The organism is Lacrimispora xylanisolvens (assembly GCF_002934545.1).
Lineage (GTDB): Bacteria > Bacillota > Clostridia > Lachnospirales > Lachnospiraceae > Lacrimispora > Lacrimispora xylanisolvens.
This window is the reverse complement of sequence record NZ_PTJA01000003.1, coordinates 190988-211540: the sequence shown is the minus strand read 5'-3', so window position 1 is coordinate 211540 and position 20553 is coordinate 190988. Positions and strand designations below refer to the sequence as shown.

The 20553-nt window shown below is 41.5% G+C and carries 21 protein-coding genes; 2 read left to right on the top strand and 19 right to left on the bottom strand.

The features are described 5' to 3' along the window. Positions 1–31: 31 nt before the first annotated feature. The 19 genes from BXY41_RS06655 to BXY41_RS06565 all read right to left on the bottom strand — a co-directional run bounded on the left by BXY41_RS06655 (position 32) and on the right by BXY41_RS06565 (position 18098). The gene (locus tag BXY41_RS06655) at positions 32–1429 is read right to left on the bottom strand and encodes an FAD-binding oxidoreductase (RefSeq protein ID WP_104436309.1); all 1398 of its coding nucleotides are present in this window, start codon (positions 1427–1429) and stop codon (positions 32–34) included. A gap of 73 nt (positions 1430–1502) precedes the next feature. Next, positions 1503–2696 (bottom strand): electron transfer flavoprotein subunit alpha, encoded by a 1194-nt coding sequence (locus BXY41_RS06650; protein ID WP_104436044.1) that lies wholly within the window; start codon positions 2694–2696, stop codon positions 1503–1505. Positions 2697–2713: 17 nt separating this feature from the next. Then, on the bottom strand, positions 2714–3502 hold the full coding sequence (locus BXY41_RS06645; protein ID WP_104436043.1) for an electron transfer flavoprotein subunit beta/FixA family protein: 789 nt from the start codon (positions 3500–3502) through the stop codon (positions 2714–2716). A 230-nt stretch (positions 3503–3732) separates the two neighbouring features. After that, positions 3733–4779 carry an XdhC/CoxI family protein gene (locus tag BXY41_RS06640; protein ID WP_104436042.1) on the bottom strand — a complete coding sequence of 349 codons (1047 nt, stop codon included), beginning with the start codon at positions 4777–4779 and terminating at the stop codon, positions 3733–3735. Between the two features lie 17 nt (positions 4780–4796). Continuing rightward, positions 4797–5492: a FadR/GntR family transcriptional regulator gene (locus BXY41_RS06635; RefSeq protein WP_104436041.1), complete on the bottom strand. Its 696-nt coding sequence runs from the start codon at positions 5490–5492 to the stop codon at positions 4797–4799. Between the two features lie 121 nt (positions 5493–5613). Then, a complete protein-coding gene (locus tag BXY41_RS06630; RefSeq protein WP_104436040.1) occupies positions 5614–6357 on the bottom strand; it encodes a class I SAM-dependent methyltransferase in 744 nt (247 codons plus the stop codon). 24 nt (positions 6358–6381) lie between these two features. Continuing rightward, positions 6382–7974: an ABC transporter substrate-binding protein gene (locus BXY41_RS06625; protein ID WP_104436039.1), complete on the bottom strand. Its 1593-nt coding sequence runs from the start codon at positions 7972–7974 to the stop codon at positions 6382–6384. Beyond that, on the bottom strand, positions 7971–8954 hold the full coding sequence (locus BXY41_RS06620; protein ID WP_104436038.1) for an oligopeptide/dipeptide ABC transporter ATP-binding protein: 984 nt from the start codon (positions 8952–8954) through the stop codon (positions 7971–7973). Before BXY41_RS06620 ends, BXY41_RS06625 begins: the two co-directional genes overlap by 4 nt. Continuing rightward, on the bottom strand, positions 8947–9735 hold the full coding sequence (locus BXY41_RS06615) for an ABC transporter ATP-binding protein (RefSeq protein WP_104436037.1): 789 nt from the start codon (positions 9733–9735) through the stop codon (positions 8947–8949). The genes BXY41_RS06620 and BXY41_RS06615 overlap by 8 nt, the downstream gene beginning before the upstream one ends. Positions 9736–9761: 26 nt before the next feature. After that, positions 9762–10598 (bottom strand): nickel transporter permease, encoded by an 837-nt coding sequence (gene nikC, locus BXY41_RS06610; protein WP_341457810.1) that lies wholly within the window; start codon positions 10596–10598, stop codon positions 9762–9764. Next, positions 10595–11530, bottom strand: coding sequence for a nickel ABC transporter permease (nikB, locus tag BXY41_RS06605; RefSeq protein WP_185140345.1), 936 nt, complete (start codon positions 11528–11530; stop codon positions 10595–10597). Before nikB ends, nikC begins: the two co-directional genes overlap by 4 nt. A gap of 18 nt (positions 11531–11548) precedes the next feature. Continuing rightward, positions 11549–12283: a class I SAM-dependent methyltransferase gene (locus BXY41_RS06600; protein WP_104436036.1), complete on the bottom strand. Its 735-nt coding sequence runs from the start codon at positions 12281–12283 to the stop codon at positions 11549–11551. A 196-nt stretch (positions 12284–12479) separates the two neighbouring features. Next, positions 12480–13037, bottom strand: a complete 558-nt coding sequence (locus BXY41_RS06595) for a DUF1349 domain-containing protein (protein WP_242980107.1) — start codon at positions 13035–13037, stop codon at positions 12480–12482. Positions 13038–13108: 71 nt separating this feature from the next. After that, positions 13109–13312 (bottom strand): hypothetical protein, encoded by a 204-nt coding sequence (locus tag BXY41_RS06590; protein ID WP_104436035.1) that lies wholly within the window; start codon positions 13310–13312, stop codon positions 13109–13111. Positions 13313–13424: 112 nt separating this feature from the next. After that, positions 13425–14186 carry a nucleotidyltransferase domain-containing protein gene (locus tag BXY41_RS06585; protein WP_104436034.1) on the bottom strand — a complete coding sequence of 254 codons (762 nt, stop codon included), beginning with the start codon at positions 14184–14186 and terminating at the stop codon, positions 13425–13427. After that, a complete protein-coding gene (locus BXY41_RS06580) occupies positions 14186–15208 on the bottom strand; it encodes a nucleotidyltransferase domain-containing protein (RefSeq protein WP_104436033.1) in 1023 nt (340 codons plus the stop codon). The genes BXY41_RS06585 and BXY41_RS06580 overlap by 1 nt, the downstream gene beginning before the upstream one ends. Positions 15209–15240: 32 nt before the next feature. Further along, a complete protein-coding gene (locus tag BXY41_RS06575) occupies positions 15241–16344 on the bottom strand; it encodes a slipin family protein (RefSeq protein ID WP_104436032.1) in 1104 nt (367 codons plus the stop codon). 63 nt (positions 16345–16407) lie between these two features. Further along, a complete protein-coding gene (locus BXY41_RS06570; RefSeq protein ID WP_104436031.1) occupies positions 16408–16650 on the bottom strand; it encodes a hypothetical protein in 243 nt (80 codons plus the stop codon). Between the two features lie 215 nt (positions 16651–16865). Next, positions 16866–18098, bottom strand: coding sequence for an RtcB family protein (locus BXY41_RS06565; protein WP_104436030.1), 1233 nt, complete (start codon positions 18096–18098; stop codon positions 16866–16868). 147 nt (positions 18099–18245) lie between these two features. Between BXY41_RS06565 and BXY41_RS06560 the strand changes: the two genes are divergently transcribed. Together BXY41_RS06560 and BXY41_RS06555 are read left to right on the top strand one after the other, a co-directional pair. Further along, positions 18246–19511, top strand: a complete 1266-nt coding sequence (locus tag BXY41_RS06560) for a WYL domain-containing protein (RefSeq protein ID WP_104436029.1) — start codon at positions 18246–18248, stop codon at positions 19509–19511. Position 19512: 1 nt separating this feature from the next. After that, a complete protein-coding gene (locus tag BXY41_RS06555; RefSeq protein WP_170072243.1) occupies positions 19513–20487 on the top strand; it encodes a WYL domain-containing protein in 975 nt (324 codons plus the stop codon). Positions 20488–20553 lie beyond the last annotated feature (66 nt).

Below are 20553 nucleotides of genomic sequence, written 5' to 3'. Positions count from 1 at the left end.
GATTCCCTCACGATCTTTTTACCAGATTGATTTACTGAAAAATCTTCCCTGGGTTTAAAATATTTCTGGAATCAAATGCCAGTTTTATATTTTTCATCAGTTCCACATACTCCTGACTGTATTGTTCCAGCATATATGCTTTCTTGGCAAAACCAATTCCATGTTCTCCCGATACCAGGCCGCTTAGCTCCCTTGATTTACTGTACATGGCTTCAAATACTTCTGAAAGTTTCTTTTTCCAGGCTTCCTCTGAAAGCTCATCCTTTAATACATATACATGAAGATTCCCATCTCCTGCATGACCAAAACTTCTGATTCTTACTTGAAATCTGTCTTGAAGTTCGTGGGTATATTTAATAAACTGGGCAACTTTATTTCTGGGAACTACTACGTCACATTCATCCATATCTGTGGTTGATGCTTTCACAGCTTCCAGAAATGCTCCTCTTGCAGACCACACAGAGTCCTTTCTCTCATCTGTATCAACAATAAATACATCGCAGGCACCTTCCTTCAGGCAGATATCCGCTACTTTTTCATATGCCCGTTCGATTTCCTCCCTGTTATTTCCGTCAAATGTCAGTAAGAGATATGCATCCGAAGAATTGTCAGGAAATTTCTTTCCTAAGTATTCCTCAGCTGCCAGAATTACTTCTCTCTGCATAAATTCTATGGCAGTGGGAGCAGCTTTTGATTTCACGATTTCCGGAACCGTACTGATTGCCATATCCAGGCTGGGAAATGGAATTAACAGGGATATTGCCTTTTTAGGCAGGGGAAGCAGTTTTAAAATGGCCTTTGTTACGATTCCAAGGGTTCCTTCTGAGCCACATATTAAGTCCTTTATACTATAGCCAGAGGAGTTTTTTACCACCTTACCACCGATTTCAAGGATTTCCCCGTTTGGAAGAACAACCTCCAGCCCTCTTACGTAATCTCTGGTAACTCCATATTTAACCGCTCTCATGCCTCCTGCGTTGGTATTGATGTTACCAGCAATTGTCGCTGATTTTTCACCTGGATCTGGCGGATAAAACAAATCATGTTCTTCAACAAATTCACTGATCTCCATTAATAAGACTCCCGGTTCCAGAGTCAGGGTGAGATTTTCTTCATCTAGCTCCAGTATCCGGTTCATTTTAGACATATTGATCATAATTCCGCCGTAAACCGGAACGGATGCTCCCACTAAACCAGTACCTGATCCTCTGGCTACAACAGGAATTCTATGGTCATAGGCATATTTCATAATCTTTGATACTTCTTCTGTCGTAAGAACATCCACCAGTACATCTGGCTTCCGGCTTATTCCGCCCATTTCATCATGACTGAAGTCATCATTAATTTCTTCATCAGTAAATACTCTGTCCCTGCCTAGCAGAGTCACCAGATATTCCACGTCTCCGGTATCAATTTTTTTATAATCCATCACATTTATTCCCTCCTTGATTCGTAATTTTTCTATCAGCAAATGGACCCGCATTCTATGTAAAAATTGTTAACTACGCTCCTGTACACTTTAATTCTTTCACAAGCTGTGGAACGATTTCATAAATATCTCCTACGATTCCATAATGTGCTGTATGAAAGATCGAAGCGTTTTCATCTTTATTGATAGCAAAAATACGATCTGAGTGATTCATTCCTGCCACAAACTGAACGGCACCGGATATTCCCAGGGCAATAATCAGTTTTGGCTTCACCGTTCTCCCGGAAAGGCCAATCTGCTTCTTTGCCGGAATCAGCCCTGCCTCCACAAGAGGTCTTGTTCCAGCAATCTGGGCATGAAGCAGATCTGCCAGATCCTGCACCATAGCCATGTCTTTTTCTGATTTTATGGCTCTGCCTACTGCAACGATTACCTCTGCATCAGAAATATTTTCTTCTACTTTTTTCTTTGTAACCTTTAAAACCTCTATCTGAGATTTTAATTTTTCCGGTTCCAGTTCACATACCGTTATTGTTCCTTTTGGATCCCTCTGTCTTTCTGGTGCATTCATAATCTTATATCTTACCGTTGCCATCTGGGGTCTTGTATTGGGGCATATAATCTGAGCCATAATATTGCCGCCAAAGGCCGGTCTGATCTGAACAAGATCTGTATTTTCCTTCATCTCAAGTATGGTGCAGTCTGCCGTTAATCCGGTTCTGAATCTGGTAGCTACTCTGGGAGCAAGAGATCTTCCTGTGGTGGTGGCACCCACCAGTATGGAAGATGGTTTCACTTTATTTATAAAGTCTTCCATGGCTGCCGTGTAAGTTTCGATTCTGAAATCCTTTAATTCTTTGTTATCGTATACAAAGACTTCATCCACACCGTAATGCAGCAGCTCCTCTGCTTTCTTTTTTATATTGTGACCAATAAAAACGCAATACACTGGAAATTTAACAACTGAGGCGAGCTCTCTGGCTTTTCCGATCAGCTCCATTGTCACTGGATGAATGGTTCCTTCTACATGATCAACATAAACGGCAATTCCTCTCCACAGGCTCTTATCAACTTTTTTTGTCTCTGTTTCAACAAATTCCATTACCCCTGCGGGACCCTTTTTCACACATATCTTACACATCTTACAGCCTGCATTCACCTGTACTTTTCCGTCCGTGTATTCAATTGCTCCAAAAGGACAGACTTTTAATAATTCTTCGATATTTGACTCATTCACATTCTCCTGGTTACATATCAACTTGCCCATAAAATCCCCGCCCTTCTTTATATGAATTTTAACTCTTTCAGTTTTGATGCCATTTGTAAGCTGAGTTTATCGCCGGTTCCGGTCCATATCTCTCTGTCATTGTTGACGGACGGGGGGAATATTCTCTCTACCTGTGTGGGGGAACCATTTAACCCATATTTCATCTCATCTTTATCTTCAAAATCATTGATGGTCAGGATTTTGATTTCCTTGTCTTTTGCCTCTAACTTTTTCTTGTAAGATGGCAGTCTTGGCTGAAAAATATCTTTCTCGACGGTGATTAAACATGGAAACTGGATTTCGGCGACTTCAATGGTGTCCGGCATATCCATTTCTACTATGATTGATTTTTCTTTTATTTCTACAATCTTTAGAACGTTGGTAATATGGGGGATACCAAGATATTCCCCCATCTCTGGTCCTACCTGAGCGGTATCACCATCTGTTGTCTGCTTTCCGCATAAGATAAGGTCAAAATCCCCCATTTTTCTTACGCCCTGGGAAATGGTGTAAGAGGTGGCAAGTACATCTGCTCCTGCAAACTTTCTGTCCGTTATTAAGGCTCCGTCGTCTGCTCCCATCATATATGCTTCTTTAATAACCTCTTTCGCCTGAGGCGGTCCCATGGTGATCACCTTTACCACTCCGCCCTGCTGCTCTTTCATTCTCAGTGCGGTTTCCAACGCATACAAGTCATAGGGGTTCATTTTTGAATCTACACCATCTCTTTTTAAAACACCAGTTACCGGATCTACTTCAACTTTTGATGTATCCGGAACCTGCTTGATACAGACTAGAATATCCATTCCTATCCCTCTCTTTCTATGTATTAAATATAGTGTGGCAAATCATACAAACGTAATATGGATTTGTATCGCTTTATTGGTATAATGGTCTGACCACTTACTGCCATAATATCACAATATTAAAAAAACATCTATACATTTTCAAGAATTATAGTAAAAATATCAAAATAAAAAGGTCAGAGCGGCTCATCATTTTGATTTTAAGCCGTTCTGACCTTGTACCATCAGATTCATATAACCTCAAGCAATACATCAATAACCCCGCCGCACACCATGCCTTCCTCTTCTGCATCTGTTCCGGTCATATCCACATGGAAAAGCTGGGATTTCTCACTGTCACTTCGAAGCATCTGGAATGCGATCTGAAGAACCTCTGACTCCATGCAACCGCCGCCAATGGTTCCAATACACCTTCCCTCCGGCGTTACCAGCATCTTTGTGCCAACCTCCCGGGGAGCTGACCCCTTTCTTGCCACAATGGTAACCAGAACGTTTCGTCCTGTTTTTTCTTCCGGCTTCAAAATGGCATGCAAAATATCTTTGGAATATCCGCTGGAACGCATCTTCTTGTTTTTCACTTCAATGATCTCTGCCATAATAGCAACTCCGATTTCAACCGGTGTTTCCGCATTGATACTCAGGCCTATGGGACTGTATAACTGATCAAGAACCGACTTATCGCAACCATTTAACAATGCGGTCTCTTTTACCTTTGCCACCCGTGCCCGGCTTCCAATCATTCCAATATAGGCATGTTTTTTCCCGGCGATCAGTTCCAGACACGTCTGATCATAGCGGTGGCCTCTTGTCACAATAACAAAATACGTATTGCTGCTGCCCTCCACCTGACTCAGACCCTGCTCAAATGATTCACAAATAACCGTTGTCGCTCCTGCCCGCCTTGCGTTGTCTGCAAATTGGGGGCGGTCTTCAAGCACGGTGACTTCACACCCCATCATGAGGCCAATCTGTATTACCGGAATTGACACATGACCTGCACCGCATATCACCAGATGAATGTCCTGGCCCAGCCAGTCACAGTAAATGCGCCTGCCATCAAGAGTAATCAACCCTTTTTTGCATTGATCTTTATCACTTGCCACGTTCCATACTGTTTCAGCATGCCCAGAAAAATAACCGGACCCTTTCGTCTCACAGATTAGCAGCCCATCAGAAAATAATGCCTTCTGCCCCAATGCTTCTCCATCGATCACTGTCGCAACCATATTTCTTTTATTGGGATCGCAGTCTGCAATGGCTTTGTATAGTTCCAACATATTTTTTCTCCTTATCATCAGATCATTTTAATATACTTGTTGGTGTAATCAAGATGCTGACGCATCGCTTTACGTGCTGCAACAGAGCTGTGCATTTCAATGGCCAGATAGATTTCCTTATGTTGTAACAGTAGTGCTTTTTTCTTTTCCTGGTCTGCTATGATTAATTTTCTGGTATCTTTAATGAAATCATCTACCAGATGTGAAACGGTTCTTAGAATGTTAAAAATCAACACATTTCCTGAGTACTCTGCAATCTTATAATGCAGCTCTTTATCGATCATTGCATTCATTTTTTCATCTGTACAGTGTTCAAACCGCTCCATGATCTCTTTTAATTCGCCTAATTGTTCATCCGTTATTCTCTTTGCAGCCAGACCGGAAGCCTCAACTTCCATAATCTTTCTTAATTCCAGGATGTCTTCCGGATTGGTTCCTTCCAGTGTATACATGATAGATAAAGGCTCAAACAAATTATCCTGAAAGCTTGATTTAATAAAATTTCCTTCTCCCTGCCTGCATTCGATTAATCCAATGACTTCCAACGCCCGAAGAGCTTCCCGGATTGATGCTCTGCTCACCTGTAATTCTTCAACTAAATCTCTCTCAGAAGGAAGCTTGTCTCCTTTTTTCAAAACTCCGTTGTCAATCATTTCCCTGATCTGATCCATTACCTGTTCATAAACCTTCGTGTTTTTAATTGGGCTGAACATCTTATCCTCCTGCTTCCTGACATGCTTAGTCATATTATACAATTAAAACCATATTAATTCAACAACATCGGCAGGTCAAGCATGTATGGAGGAGAAACATCCGGAGTAACGTAATCTGTTATTATTTTCTAGCTGCTATTGTGAAAATAGGGGTAGGATTATAGAATTGGTTGATCTCACTGTAAATTCTGTCTCCCACCTGTTCATCCAGCCTGATCTCCTTAAATCCGGCAGATTTCAAAAGCTGAACATCCCATGCAGGTCTTGGATTTGAGATGGGACGCAGCTCCGTTTTTAAATGTTCATATGCACTCCACTGTTCCTGTGTAATCTTTGAATGTGCATGATTTTCCGGAAGTTTTTGTTGTTCATTCTCTCTGCTGTAATCTCCGTCAAAATTAATGAGTACGCCATCCTCTTTTAAAAGATCATGCCATTTCTCGTAAGCTTTTTTAAGATCCGGCAATGTCCATGCTACATTGCGGGTGACAATCGCATCGAAGCTGTTATCCGGAAAATCCGGCATCTCTGCATCCATCACATAAAATTCAGCAGGTATCCCTAAAATGGACGATGATTTTCTTGCTTCCAGGATCATTTTCTCAGTGAGATCAATCCCCGTCAGATCGTGGCCTTCTGCCCCAAGTAAAAAGCAGAAAAAACCTGTTCCTGTACCAATATCCAGTATTTTAAGACCTTTTTTAGCAGGAAGATAGGTTCGAAGCTCCTTCAGCCATCGCCCCCGCATATCAGAATTCAGCTCCTGTATTTTTAGTTCATTAAATATCTCTGCGCGTGAGGACCAGTAGTCCGTCACCTCTTCTTTAATTTTCTTGTTTAAGTTTATGTCATTTACTTCATTCATAAGTAACTACTCCTCCAATGCCTTCTAATGATTAACCGTTGTATTTTCATCAACCCAGTAGAAATCTGCAGGGGTAGAATTAATTCCATCAACATGTTTTTTCATAACAAAGTTCATGATGGGATAGCAAAAATAAATTGCTGCCCCGTCATTTAAAAGAACCTGCTCTGCCTGTTTGATCAGATCTTTTCTCTGTTTCGGATCTGCGCTTACATGCACCTGATCCATAAGAGAATTAAACTCTTCGCTGTTATATCCAGTGGCATTATAGGTGCCGCCTGCTTTAAAATAAGTATTGATCTGATTCTCAGGGTCTCCGCAGTTCATGATGTTAATGCTCATACAAAGCAAATCATAATCACCTGTCTTTTGCATATCCATAACAGTCTGGGTATCATGGACTTCCGGGGTAACTTTGATTCCCACCTTGGTCATTGCTGCCTGAGCTGCCTCCACAACAATCTGCTGTTCCGGGCGCCCGGTATAATAAACAAAACGAAGACTTAATGGCTCTCCAGCCGGAGTTTCACGGAAACCATCTCCGTCCGTATCGGTATAGCCCGCTTCATCCAACAGTTTTTTTGCATTCTCAGGATTGTAAGCGTTGGGATCCGTCAGTGTATCATATCCATAATCAGATGCGGATGTTATCAGTGTTTTCCCTGGAACATACTGATTTTTCAGCAAAATTTTGCAGTAAGAATCTTTGTCCTGCATCTGAAGGACTGCCTCACGAAGTACTTTGTCGCCCAATGGTCCGTTCTGATTCATAAAGCCAATGGTGGTACGCCCACTGGGGTTTGTTTTAATTTTATAATCGCTGTTTTTTTCAAATGTACCAATATCATTCATGCTGACATTATAGACCGCATCGAAGTCTCCTGACTGAAGTCCCATACTGATTGTGGACTGGTCCTCAGAGTAAACGAATTCAATCCGATCCGTCTTTACTTCACCATTCCAGTAATTCTCATTTTTAACTACTACACATCTCTTTGTGGCAGTATCAAACGATTCACATACATACGGACCAGTTCCGATTGGACCGTTATCATCGATTTTACTGTTATCAACCGATGTATCAATGATGCAGAATAACGGATCAGCCAGCTTATTGGGTAAAATGGGTTCCGGCTTTTGAGTGGTAATCACCAGCTTCTGGCCATCAGCTTCTATGGAAACAGGAGTGAAATATTCCACACCTCTTTCTCCATTCTTAAAGACATTCTCCAGGGATTTTTTAACGGCCTCTCCATCCAGCTTGCTTCCATTGGAAAATGTCACATTATCTTTTATGGTAAAAGTCCATACCGTATTGTCCACATTGGAGAAATAATCATTCTCTGCAAGCCAGCCGGTTATGGAATAATCATCATTCATTTTTGTTATAGTCTGTGATATGCCATAACGTACCGGATACCAGCCATTATAAGCCTTAATGGGGTCCAAAGTACCCGCTGACTGACCGCTTCCGATTACCAGAGTCTTTTTACCTTCCGCTGCGCCAGTTGATGTCTTCCCAATGCCGGCCTCCGCCCCGCATCCAGACAATAAGCTGCCGCATAGGGCTGCTGATATAAAAACTGCAATTATTTTTTTAACTCCTGCTTTCTTCATTTATCCTCCCGGTAATTAAAACGATTAAATTGATGGCAGGCTGCCAGATGATCAGGCTCTATCTCCCATAATCCTGGTTTTTCTGCCCTGCATATATCCATACAATGAATGCAGCGATTTTGAAACGGACAGCCATCTGGTATATTCAATGGACTTGGTATTTCACTTTCCATGCTGACTATTTCCTTTGAAAAATCCATGTTCAGGTCAAAAATAGAATTCAGTAACGCCTGTGTATACGGATGCCTGGCTTTTGTGCCGACTTCTTTTCCGCTTAAAATCTCAACAACATTGCCCAGATACATAACTGCTATCTGGTGTGCAAATTGCTGTACCAATGCCAGGTCATGGCTGATAAAGCCTATGGATATCTGTTTCCTCTTTTGCAGATCTAAAAGCAGTTCCACAATCGTCTGCTGCACAGAAACATCAAGTGCCGAGGTTATTTCATCACAAATAATCACTTCCGGCTCCAGTGCCAATGCTCTGGCGATCCCGACACGCTGCCGCTGGCCACCGCTCATGTCATGGGCATAACGCTCTGCGAAGCTTCCCGGAAGCTCTACCATTTCAAGAAGTTCTCTGGCTTTTGAATCTATTTCATTTTTCTTAATCAGATTAAAATTAATAAGTGGTTCACAAATTATTTCTTTCACTTTCATCCGCGGGTGAAATGCTTCCCCTGGATCCTGAAAAATCATCTGAATATTTCTGCGGCTTAGACGCAGTTCTTCGCCTTTTCGCTCTGTGATATTTTTCCCATGAAATAATATTTCCCCGGAAGTCGGTTTTTCCAGCCCTACTGCCATTCGGATAAAAGTACTTTTTCCGCAACCACTCTCTCCAACGATACCAAGGGTGCGGTTCTTGTAGAAATTAAGGCTGACATCATCACAGGCAGTCAGAAATCTATGCCTGGATAGTTGGTATGATTTTGTTAGATGCCTGGCTTCAATAATCAGATCATCCGGTTCAAACATAATAATAACCTCCCAGTGACGGCACTGCAGATAAGAGTTTCTTTGTATATTCAGCCTGGGAGTTATGCAAAATATGGTCTCTGTTTCCGCTGTCTGCTATTTTTCCATCTTTCATCACCACAATATGATCCGACATATATGCTGCAAGAGCCAGGTTATGGGTTATCATAATGATGCTGGTACCATATTCCTCTCTCAGTTTCATCATCTGGCGAACCATCTGCGCCTGCATTGTGATATCAAGTGCGCTGGTAGGCTCATCGGCAAGCAGCAGCTTCGGCTTAAAAGCCATGGCAAACGCAATTCCAACACGCTGCTTCATACCGCCGGAAAGTTGAAACGGATAGGATTTCATAATGTGCTCCCCATCAGGCAGACACGCGTATTCCAGCATCTTAACACCTTTTTCCCATGCATCTTTTCTGCTATAAGCTCTATGGGCACGGATATATTCAACAAACTGGGAACCGATTGTACGGATTGGATTCAGCATGGCTCCTGAATCCTGAAAAATCATGGAAATTTCTGTGCCATAAACGTTTCTCCAGTCATTTGCAGTATAGGATAAAAGGGATTCTCCCTCAAAGAAGATATCTCCCTGTGCTATCCTTCCCTGTCCCGGCAGATTCCCCATAACTGCACGGATAACGGAAGTTTTCCCGCTTCCGCTTTCTCCCACCAGACAGCAGATTTCTCCCTGTTTTACAGCCAGGGAGAAATTTTCAACTGCTGGTTTGCCGCTTTTATTATAATTAACTGAAATATTTTGTATTTCCAGCATAATTTCCTCCTGCTGCCGGTCTTTCATCAATCACTCAATGGATCCAGGATATCTCTCAGACTATCCCCCAGCAAATTAAACACAGCAACAACAATAAATACAGCCAGACCTGGAAAAAACATCATCCACGGAGCTGTCTGTAAATAAGAACGTCCCTCATTAAGCATCATCCCCCATTCAGAGGTTGGTGGCTGTGCTCCAAATCCAAGAAAGGAAAGTGCAGCTATTTCAAGCATCATAGTGCCTATATCTGTAGCAGCCGTAACAATCAAAACAGGCATCGTCATTTTACATATATAGTTTCTAAGGATATAACCAGTCTTCGATCCAGTCAGTACGGCTGCTGACATATAATCCTTATGCTTTATTCTAAGTACCAGGCTCCGGGCGAGACGCGCATACTTTGTCCAGCTGACAGCTACAATCGCAATGACTGCATTTAAAAGACTGGGACCGAGAATTCCGGCAATTGCGATTGCCAGTACAAGTCCGGGAAATGAAATCATCATATCAGATATTCTCATAATAACAGAATCGGTGACTCCTCCGAAATAGCCTGCAAGAGTGCCAAGTGCCGATCCAATAAAAAGCGTAATCACCACTAAGAGCAGTGCCGAAGTAAGAGACGTTCGTGTTCCATATATAACTCGGGAAAACAGGTCTCGTCCCAGTTTATCTGTTCCAAACCAGTGCTTTGCATCCGGCTCTTGTTCTGCATTTGCTATCACCGCTTCATACGGGTTATGAGTAGCTATAAAAGGAGCAAAAACAGCTGTCCCAATTATAACAAGAGCTAAGATACAAAAGACCGTAAACTGTTTATGATTTTTGCAAAATGCAAGTATCTTCTGTATGTCTCTCACCTCACTTTCGTCCTGGGATCCAGCTTCTCATAGGCAATATCAACAATCAGATTGATCACCATATAAATCAGGGCAACCAATAGAACATACCCCTGAATCAGCGGATAATCTCTGGCAGCTACTGCCGATACAGCCAGATTGCCTAACCCCGGGTAAGAAAAGATGACTTCTGCCACCGCGGTTCCTCCAAGAAGGGATCCAAAGGATAAGCCCAGCAATGTGACTAACGGAAGCAGTACATTAGGAAGGACATGCCCAAAGAGGACCGTACTCTCCTTTAATCCTCTTGTCCGTGCACCTACAACATAATCCTGATGTAATTCTTCTAATACGGCAGCACGTATCTGCCTGGTATATTTTGCTGTCATGGAAAAAGCGAGAGTGACAGCCGGCAGAATCATTTTCTTAAACCCTGTATCAGAGGATATAACAGGAAGCAGCTTAAACTTCAGTGCAAAAATGTAAATCAGCATTACGCCAAGCCAGAAGCCTGGCAATGAAACTCCCACAAATGAGAAGGTTCGTATGATATAGTCAACTGCCTTATTGTGTTTTACTGCTGAAAGAACACCAGATGGAACGGATACTGCAAGCATGAGAATCATTGAAAACAGTGCAAGTTTTAATGTGGGCCACAATCTTTGCAACAGCAGAGACACAACCGGTTTATTCAGTGAATAGGAAGTACCCAGATCTCCGTGGAGACAGCTGAATAACCAGTTGAAATACTGTATCGGAAATGGTTTGTTTAATCCCATTTTCTCCCGCATGGCCTCTACCACTTCTTCACTGGGAACCCCACCATTTGCGGCATACATTGCCTTTACAGGATCACCAGGTGCCAGGTAAGTAAGGCCGAAAGTCAAAAAGCCAATTCCAAACAATACGATGATAATCTGCAAGATACGACTGGCTATGGTTTTATTTGTCACCTTGATACAATCCCTTCATTAACATTTTGTGGCACAGATCTCGAACAGGGGAGACTCCCCGTACAGATCCTTTTCCCATTCTTCATATACGTTTTCACCAATATTATCCTTTATCTGCACACTCATGCCAATATTTTCAAGTGTCTGTTTATCCCATACCGGACGCAGTGTACTTGTCAGCGGAGAAGCTGCAAAGAATTCCATATTTTCAATTGCTACGACCTCTTTTTGTCCATATTTATGTAAGTAACGTTCTTCTCTTTCTCTGACACGCCTGAGTTTTTCTTCATCAAAGAAATGAAGATGCCAGTTGGCGTCATAAATTAAGAGCTTTCCGTTCTTCTTTAAGATCCGCTTCCATTCATTGTAGACTTGTTTGGGATACTCCAATGTCCAAGTCACATTTCTTGTAACAATCACATCAAATTCTTCATCCGCAAACTCCAGATGATTGAGATCCATTTTCTTAAAATCTGCTGACACTCCCAGTTTTTCTGCATTATTTTTGGCACATGCAATCATACCGTCCGAATAGTCAATTCCAGTCACCTGTTGTCCTTCCTCTGAAAGAATACACGCAAAAAAGCCGGGTCCTGTGCCGGCATCCAATATTTTTAACCCTTTTCTTCCATTCAGATGTTTTCCAATCTGTCTTTTCCATGCATCTTTTCGAAAGGATGCCAGTTCTGAAACTATGTAACGGTTATAGTCCTCCCCATCTCCCCATGGTTTCTGTCGTTCATCTCTGTTCATTAATTCTGCCCCCAGTTCTGTCTGTACAATGTAAAACTACGCAAATGGTCCATTTTCACATAGTTGCAATTATACTTTAATGTTGATTTACCCACAAGCCAGGGGAGGGGATATTTATTCCACTAATTTCATGTAAATCGCCTCTAAAAAAAAGAAAACCCGGAGTCTTTCCACTCAAGGTTTTCTCAAAATCAACTTATTTGTGTTCCTTCCACATACATTCCGTGATATCCATCTGTGTAAACACTGCTTTAAAGGAGGAGTCTTCCGGGCTGCAGGCATAGATCCCAAAAGATATCTCTTCTGCCCCTTCCCACATATGACAGATTCGCATCTGCTTAAAATTCACTCCGTCCAGACTGCATTCGATGCAATAATCGGACTCCCGCCTGCTTAACCGATACCACATTTCTTTTATGGAAGCATCAATATCTGTAGTTGCCCAATCTGAGTAGCCATGGTTTGTGACAACACTTCCCAGCCGCTGAAATTCTTCATTTTCATATTCAACAGATGCCTTCAGCCAGTTCTCACTGTCCAGATACATGACTACGCCACACTGATCAAAGCGATGGCCGCTTGCAAACTCGGTTTTTACAACAAAGGAAAAATACGTTTCTTTCGTCTTCAGCTGAAGTACCGGAGCATTGTCATTCTGAAATCCATAATACGTGCGCTGCCATAAATCAGTTCCAGGCTCCGTAATCATTTCAATTCTGTCATCTGAAATCTCGCAGGTTTTCAGTTCTCTGATCCAGTAAAGATTACCATCCGTAAATTTACCCTTAATTTTTGCTTTTTCCTCCACAGAAGATTCCCCCTCACCTATAAAATATTGAAGATAACCGTTTTTTCTTTCATGGATATCTTTCCTACCTGATATCCATATTCAGCCAGTTCTTTTTTATATGTTAAAAAAGAGTGGTCTAAAGGGATTCCTGCTATCTCGCCGATCTCATCAAACGTCAATTTAAAGGACGGACTGCCATTTTTCTGGACGTATTCCCATAATGCATTGTATTTACTCATTTTGTATCACCTCTTTCAAGCTGAAGTTATCTCTTTACAGTAATTAACTTATCATCTATTGTGTGTAAATGCAACTATTAACCAAAAGAATTCCTTACTGCGCTATACATCTTTAACTCAGCGTTTTTAGAAAAATATGGTTCAAATCATCCCATTCATGTTTTCTATCATCCGAAATGCTTTCCACATAAGCTTTTTGATTTTCTAATTCATTGATGATAAAATCCTGAATCACGGAAATTTGTGCACCCTTTTCTTTTTCATCACTCCTTTTTTTGATTTCTAACAGCTCATCAATTCCATTACGAAGTTCTGACGGAATATTCATTTTCATAAGATCATCAAATAATACCGGAGGCGGACCCTGAAATTCCTGTATATACTTTCCTGCAAGCAAAGGCCTTAATGCATAGAAATATTTTTTATACTTCACAGACTCATCCTGCAAATACTTCATATATGTGCTTTTCGCAGTACCATAATAATGATATGCCGCTGCTTTTATTGAAAAGCAGCCTTTTGCTTCATCATATATCTGTTTCCATAATTCAGTTGTCTTATATACAATCGGAGAATTACTCCATTCAAATAAAGTTGCATTTCCCCGGTAGAACTGTTTTAATACTTTTTTTAAATCCCAGCCATTGATATCCAGCACTTCATCAAGCTGCCAATCTATCACATCCTTTGATTCATTTAGTCTGAGATAATCTTCCTTTCTCCTGATGTAAATAAATCGGACATCATAATCACTATCCGGCGATGCAAATCCCCATGCCCGGCTTCCTGACTCCACTGCATGTAATATTTTTACCGTTTCTTTCTTTTCAATTTCCAACAACTTTTGTTGAATTTCTTTACTTATATCAAGCATTAATAATCACCCTCTATCACTTTTTTGTTGATATACTCGACGAACGCCTCCACTTTATCCATATCCGGATTATCTGGTAAAACGCTTACCTTTATTGCTTTTTCAAGCCTGCCTTCATAATCTGCAAGTATATCATAGAATTCACTGTTAAATGTTTTATCATCCCGTTGAAAACTGCCGCTCCTTATCTTTTTAAGCAGATCCAGGTCATTCTTGCGGCTGGTATTAATCTCACCCTTTTCCAATATATCAATTGCCATCATAAACAGCCTGATTAAGTGCATGGCATGCTTGTTCAGATGATTGTCATCCTTTTTTCTGTTCCGTTTTCCTATCTTATCGTAATCCTTAACAACATTATGCATAACGGACCACATGTTTTCATAATCACGCAGCGGCAGGTGCTTATAGGAGGCATCTACAAATATCTCTGTGTCAAATTCAGGGTTTTTAGCTGTATCAATATAAAGATGAATGCTTCCCTGATCAAAGCTGTCATAACGCCGCTGAAAATCCTCCAGTGCATTTTTGACGGAATTTAAGATATGTATCTCCTTTTCTGTCTGAGGCATAGAATCCCTGGCTATTGCATTTTGAAGACGTCTCAGCTGTGCACCTGCATATCCTCCAAAAGATTTCGCCGCCCTTCTGGAGAGAAAAAGCTTCTTATTATCAAGTAATTCCTGACCCAGTTCTGTTTTAATTAAATACTGGTCTTCATCCAGTCCAAGAATCTCACAGGTGTTCGGATTACACTCAAGCAACAATCTTACTATCTTATTAAATGAATAAATGACTGTATCTGTCTTTAAATCCTCATACTGTTGGAATTCTGTTAAGCCAATCAGGTCAGATGGCATATTGAGAGTAATCCCACGGAAATCAATATCACTGTTCTCATTGTTTGTTCCATATGCGTAACTGCCGCCCAAACCAAGAAGGATAATATTTTTCCCCAATCTTTCATGACTTCTAAGGAAATCATATTCAGTTGAATTAATTAGTTTTTTAAAATCTTTCATATTCTCTTATCTGCCCCCTACCTGTTTTTTAATTACACACCGCTGCCCATTAACTCTCTGAGCTGTCCCAGCAATGCGCCGCTGCCTGCTACATTGATATTACCTACCTGCATGCAGATACGTTCCAGACACTCTAACTCTTTTAGTTTATAGAGAGTTTTGTTCTCATCCATTAACTTTGCCGTATTGAGCAGTGACCGGGTGGAAGCCACCTCCTCCCGCCTGGTGATAACATTGGCCTGTGCTTTCCGCTCTGCAATCAGTACAGTATTCATAATATCCCGGATCTCGCCTGGTAATATGATATCTTTGATACCGGCAGTCAGATATTCTACGCAGTAGTCCTCCTGAACCTCTTTCAGCCGTGCAAAGATAAAACCTGAGATCTCTTCTTTCTGTTCTAAAATCTCATCCAGACGATAGGAACCGATATATTCTCTTACCACCAGCTGCGCGCAGGCATACAGCTGAGTTTCCAGATTCTTTATGGTCTCAAGCATTCTTTGTGCCTGAGTAATCCGGTATGTACAAAGCAGATTAACTCTGATGCCGATTCGATCGGCTGTCAGGATCTCCTGACCGTTTATCTCTAATGTTTTAGTTTTCAAATCAATCACCTGGCATAATACATCCTTGGCATACGTCCAGTAATAATAAGTACCTGCCGCTAATTCTTCCACAATCTGGTTGTCGAAAAATAAAATACCGGTTTCACCTGTTTTAATCTCCACTTTCTTATAATATTTTAGCGGAATATGAGCCAGACATGATTTTGTGATTTCTGATTTCATTTTCGTCTCTCTCATATCCAAAAGCTCATACTCATATTGTTTCCAGTTATTCCAATACAAATATACAGGCTCAGTCAGCACCTTCTGTACCACACCATTATATCGCAATATGCCGATGTGTCCCTCCGGAATCCTGATATGTAAAATTCTATCAGCAAATGACTGATCCTTTAACAATACCTCTATGGGCAATATTTCAAAATCAACCATGTTTTCCATCTTTTCAATTATAACCTGATAGCCAAACGTTCTGGAATAGCGATGCGTACCGTAGTATAAGGTTTTGATAAAAACACCATTTTTTATTAAATAACCACATTCATTCTGATTGATTATATATTTCATAGTCTGTCACCTCTTATTTATATTATTTCTTTTTTATTTGGGAATGTAAGTCTGATATCTGCCTCAGAGAAGCGGCGGACTGACCGGCCTAAGCCTGGTTTCTGATCCGGTTTCCTGCTGCCCGGAAAGCCTTCTTTTGACTCTCCATCCTGTAGGAAATGGGACCATAAACTGTTCTGAAGGAAACGACCAGTACAAAGCTGCCGCTCTGCTGTCATAGCTGGCAGATACCAGCACCGGAATTTTCCAAAAAACTGAGAATGCCGGTTTTCTGGCACTGAAAGCGAACTGACTGGCAGATACCATATTTACATTTCATTAAGTTGGACACTTGACAGGTGTCTGTATGATCTCTCTTCCATTGAGAATCGGTTTCATAACCGGCAGGATTCGAACCTGCAAATAATCATTTGGGCGAATGTGGTTTTTCCCACACCTCGCATTTATATAATTTCTGCGGCATACCGAACTGTATTACAGCCGGCACCATCCAGCATTTAACGCTGGTATATAGCAGATAATTATCCTTTTACTACTGCAATGGTCTTTAATTTAGATACAATCTCAACCAGATCATTCTGATTATCCATTACAGTTTCAATATCTTTGTAAGCAAAGCGGCTTTCTTCTGCCACATCTGCCTTTTTTGTTTTACCAAGAACGATACCCTGTTCTTTCAGATCATTTAATACGGCTTCACAGCTAAATGTTTCCATTGCACCTTTACGGGAATAAGCACGTCCGGCACCATGAGAAGAGGTGCAAAAGCTTTCTTCATTTCCTCTGCCTTTTACCACATAGCTATAAGATCCCATTGCACCGGGTATTACTGCCAGCTCACCGCTTCTTGCTCTGGTGGCACCCTTTCTGTGTACCCAGACATTTTTACCATAATGATGTTCCAAAGACGCATAGTTATGGTGACAGTTAATTTCTTCGCCGAATACAACCTTCTGATCAGAATGTTTCTGAATTTTCTCTGCCACAATATCTTTTACGCGCTGCATCATTCTGGCGCGGTTTTCAAAGGCGTAATCCATAGCCAGATTCATCCAGGTAATATATTCCTGCCCTTCTTCTGAATCAACCGGAAGAAATGCCAGACGATACTCATCAGGAACCTGTGAATACCACATCTCATTTAGAGTTCTTGCTTTCTTATGATAAGCATCACAGATACGTTTGCCAAAGTGGCGGCTGCCGGAATGAAGCATAATTCCCAAATGACCATCCTGATCTTCCTGAAGCTCTATAAAATGATTTCCGCCGCCCAGAGTTCCCACCTGAAAATAGGCAGATTCGATTAAGGGAAACAATTCCTGATTACTATCATATTTTTCGGCCTGTTCAAGTGCCTGATCCAGTACATGGGAAGTCTGTTTTTCCGTATGTGAATTAAAACCAACAGGAATTTCCCGCATTATATCTGCAATTATGGTCTGCACAAGCGTGCCATTCCCAGTTACCACTTCTTTTAGCGCTGCAGCTTTAATATTAGTGGAGATGAAGTTCATTCCACAGCCAATGTCCACTCCAACGGCATTGGGTATAATAACACCTTCGGTGGCGATCACTCCGCCAATGGGCATTCCCTTTCCGGTATGTGTATCTGGCATCAGGCAAACCCACTTATGTATAAATGGCAGATCAGCCAGGTGATACGCCTGCTCCAAACAGCTTTTTTCAATCTGATCTATATTCTCCAGCCATACCTTAATTGGCCTTCTTGTTTTTTCATTATAAATAACAAACATATTGATTCCTCCGTTTCCATTTCTTACCATGGCTATATCATAGCACCGTAAATACTTTTAATCATTTAAAAAAAGTTGCGAACTTAACTATTATCCATATATAATAGATTAAATAAACACAATTTAATCGTGCAGGAGCTAAAATACATGGCAGAATTTAATGAATTGATCAAACATTTTAATAAAGTACGCACTTATGTACGTGATTTCTATGTCTATGGGTTTAAATCCCGTATGGATTATCCGGAATCTGGCAGACGCACTTATGATAATGAACGGAGGCGGATCGAAAGCTGGTTTGCTGATTACATTCAGTATGATTATGACTCCAGCCATAAGAAATCAATTGCCATCACCATGGACAGTAACCGAATGGACAGTAACCCTTTATTTCATGTATGGAAAAGCAAAAGCTTTACAAATAACGATATCATGCTGCACTTTTTTCTTCTGGATCTGATGCAGGATGGAAAATCACGCAGTGTGGAAACAATAAATGATGAATTACAGGAACGCTATCTGACTCTGTTTGAGGTGCAGACAGTTCGCAAGAAACTGATAGAATATGAGCAGAACGGACTGTTCTCAGTAAGAAAAGAAGGCCGTCAGCACCTGTACACGGCATGCACGGATCTGCTGACCAGCCATCCGGATTTATATCATGGTCTAAAAGAAGCTGCCTCCTATTATCAGACTGCTGCTCCTTTTGGTTTTATTGGAAGCACCATACTGGATTCAATGCGATGCCGAAACGACCACTTTCGGTTTCGACACGATTATCTGGCCCACACCCTGGAGGATGAGATTTTGCTTCCGCTTCTTACGGCCATCAGGGAGAAACAGCGAGTACGAATGCAAATCAAATATATTCGAAGCGGTAATATCAACGAATTTGAGTGTGTGCCCTTAAAAATACGGATCAGTACCCAGACCGGCCGCCGCTACGTATGTGTACGAAGACTGACAAACGGACGTCTGGCTTCGTATCGGCTGGACAGCATACAAACTGTATCCCTTCTTAAGTCAGATATAAATTACGACCGGTATCTGGCGGGTTATGAGAATAACAGCGATTATATCTGGGGTGTTTCGTTTGGCTGCCGCAGGGAACCGGAACAGGTATGCCTGCAGCTCAGTATAGAAGAAAAGACGGAACGCTATCTGATTAACAGGATCAACCGGGAAGGCCGACAAGGCCAGCTGAAACGGATACAGCCAGATATTTACGAATATACCATTGAATGTTGGGACAGCGCCGAAATACTTCCCTGGATCAGAACCTTCACCGGACGGATTCTTGATTTCACCTGCTCAAATAAACGGGTGGAACAACGTTTCTGGAACGATATGAAGAAAATGCAGCAGATGTATGTCTGGGAAAATATTGATACAATACCTTCAGGAGGACAGTAACATGGAACTCTTTTCAGAAATATATAATTGTTATTATCAGGTTGTCGCCCGAATACTGGAGGAAGCGGCCCATAAGCCTGTCAGCCAGAACGAGATGACGGAAATTGCCCAAAGATATGGTTACGATGAAAGTGCCTTGTCAATCATCCCCCATCTGCTAAATGGGGACTGGGCTTTATTTTCACCTGATGACAGCGGTAAAAAGTTCACTTCACGCCTGTGCAATCCCGTTCGTTTTCCGCTAACTTCTCTTCAAAAATCCTGGCTGAAAGTTCTGCTTAAAGACGAACGGATCCGTCTGTTTTTTACTGACCAACAGCTGGAACTGCTTCAGGAGGAATTAGCAGATGCCTCACCGCTTTATGATCCATCGGCCTTTCACTATTTTGATCAATTTCAGGATCACGATGTGATAAACGCCTCTTTCCGTCATCATTTTCAGCTGATTTTAAAGGCGGTGGAACAACACCAGACGCTTAAAATCTCCTATTATTCGGTCAAACAGCGGCTGATTGAATTTACTTATCTTCCCTGCTGGATTGAATATTCCGCCAAAGATGGCAAGTTTCGGCTTTACGCCCTATATAGACGAAGAAATGGCTGGCGCATGGATGTTTTACATATTGGACGTATTGTTAAAATAGAAGAAACAGGATATTACATCAAAGAACCAGTCCAAATAGACAGACTTGCAGATGATACACTCTGTCAGGAACCACTGGTTATGGAAATTTCAGATGAGCGCAATGCATTGGAAAGAACCATGCTTCATTTTTCCAGTTATCAGAAAAAAGTGGAACGGATGGAGGAAACGGGAAAATACCTCTGTTCCATTTACTATGACAAAACCAGGGAAACCGAACTGTTAATTCAAGTGCTTGCATTCGGTCCGGTAGTTAGAGTAGTTGGACCAGCTCCTTTTTTAAAACAGGTTATGGAGCGGGTTAATCGGCAGCAGTTACCGGTGAGGAAATGATCATTCTTAAAAGGCATCTGTCACTGGACTTGAGGTGACCTTTATCCGTAAAATATGGCTCAAAAC

Excerpts from the sequence above, each read along its gene's own strand:
- BXY41_RS06580 (WP_104436033.1), bottom strand. The coding sequence starts at position 15,208 with ATGAAAGATTTTAAAAAACTAATTAATTCAACTGAATATGATTTCCTT.
- BXY41_RS06600 (WP_104436036.1), bottom strand. The coding sequence starts at position 12,283 with ATGAACAGAGATGAACGACAGAAACCATGGGGAGATGGGGAGGACTAT.
- BXY41_RS06590 (WP_104436035.1), bottom strand. The coding sequence starts at position 13,312 with ATGAGTAAATACAATGCATTATGGGAATACGTCCAGAAAAATGGCAGT.
- BXY41_RS06630 (WP_104436040.1), bottom strand. The coding sequence starts at position 6,357 with ATGAATGAAGTAAATGACATAAACTTAAACAAGAAAATTAAAGAAGAG.
- BXY41_RS06625 (WP_104436039.1), bottom strand. The coding sequence starts at position 7,974 with ATGAAGAAAGCAGGAGTTAAAAAAATAATTGCAGTTTTTATATCAGCA.
- BXY41_RS06645 (WP_104436043.1), bottom strand. The coding sequence starts at position 3,502 with ATGGATATTCTAGTCTGTATCAAGCAGGTTCCGGATACATCAAAAGTT.
- BXY41_RS06650 (WP_104436044.1), bottom strand. The coding sequence starts at position 2,696 with ATGGGCAAGTTGATATGTAACCAGGAGAATGTGAATGAGTCAAATATC.
- BXY41_RS06635 (WP_104436041.1), bottom strand. The coding sequence starts at position 5,492 with ATGTTCAGCCCAATTAAAAACACGAAGGTTTATGAACAGGTAATGGAT.
- BXY41_RS06655 (WP_104436309.1), bottom strand. The coding sequence starts at position 1,429 with ATGGATTATAAAAAAATTGATACCGGAGACGTGGAATATCTGGTGACT.
- BXY41_RS06575 (WP_104436032.1), bottom strand. The coding sequence starts at position 16,344 with ATGAAATATATAATCAATCAGAATGAATGTGGTTATTTAATAAAAAAT.
- BXY41_RS06555 (WP_170072243.1), top strand. The coding sequence starts at position 19,513 with ATGGAACTCTTTTCAGAAATATATAATTGTTATTATCAGGTTGTCGCC.
- BXY41_RS06615 (WP_104436037.1), bottom strand. The coding sequence starts at position 9,735 with ATGCTGGAAATACAAAATATTTCAGTTAATTATAATAAAAGCGGCAAA.
- BXY41_RS06570 (WP_104436031.1), bottom strand. The coding sequence starts at position 16,650 with ATGGTATCTGCCAGTCAGTTCGCTTTCAGTGCCAGAAAACCGGCATTC.
- BXY41_RS06620 (WP_104436038.1), bottom strand. The coding sequence starts at position 8,954 with ATGTTTGAACCGGATGATCTGATTATTGAAGCCAGGCATCTAACAAAA.
- BXY41_RS06585 (WP_104436034.1), bottom strand. The coding sequence starts at position 14,186 with ATGCTTGATATAAGTAAAGAAATTCAACAAAAGTTGTTGGAAATTGAA.
- BXY41_RS06560 (WP_104436029.1), top strand. The coding sequence starts at position 18,246 with ATGGCAGAATTTAATGAATTGATCAAACATTTTAATAAAGTACGCACT.
- BXY41_RS06565 (WP_104436030.1), bottom strand. The coding sequence starts at position 18,098 with ATGTTTGTTATTTATAATGAAAAAACAAGAAGGCCAATTAAGGTATGG.
- BXY41_RS06640 (WP_104436042.1), bottom strand. The coding sequence starts at position 4,779 with ATGTTGGAACTATACAAAGCCATTGCAGACTGCGATCCCAATAAAAGA.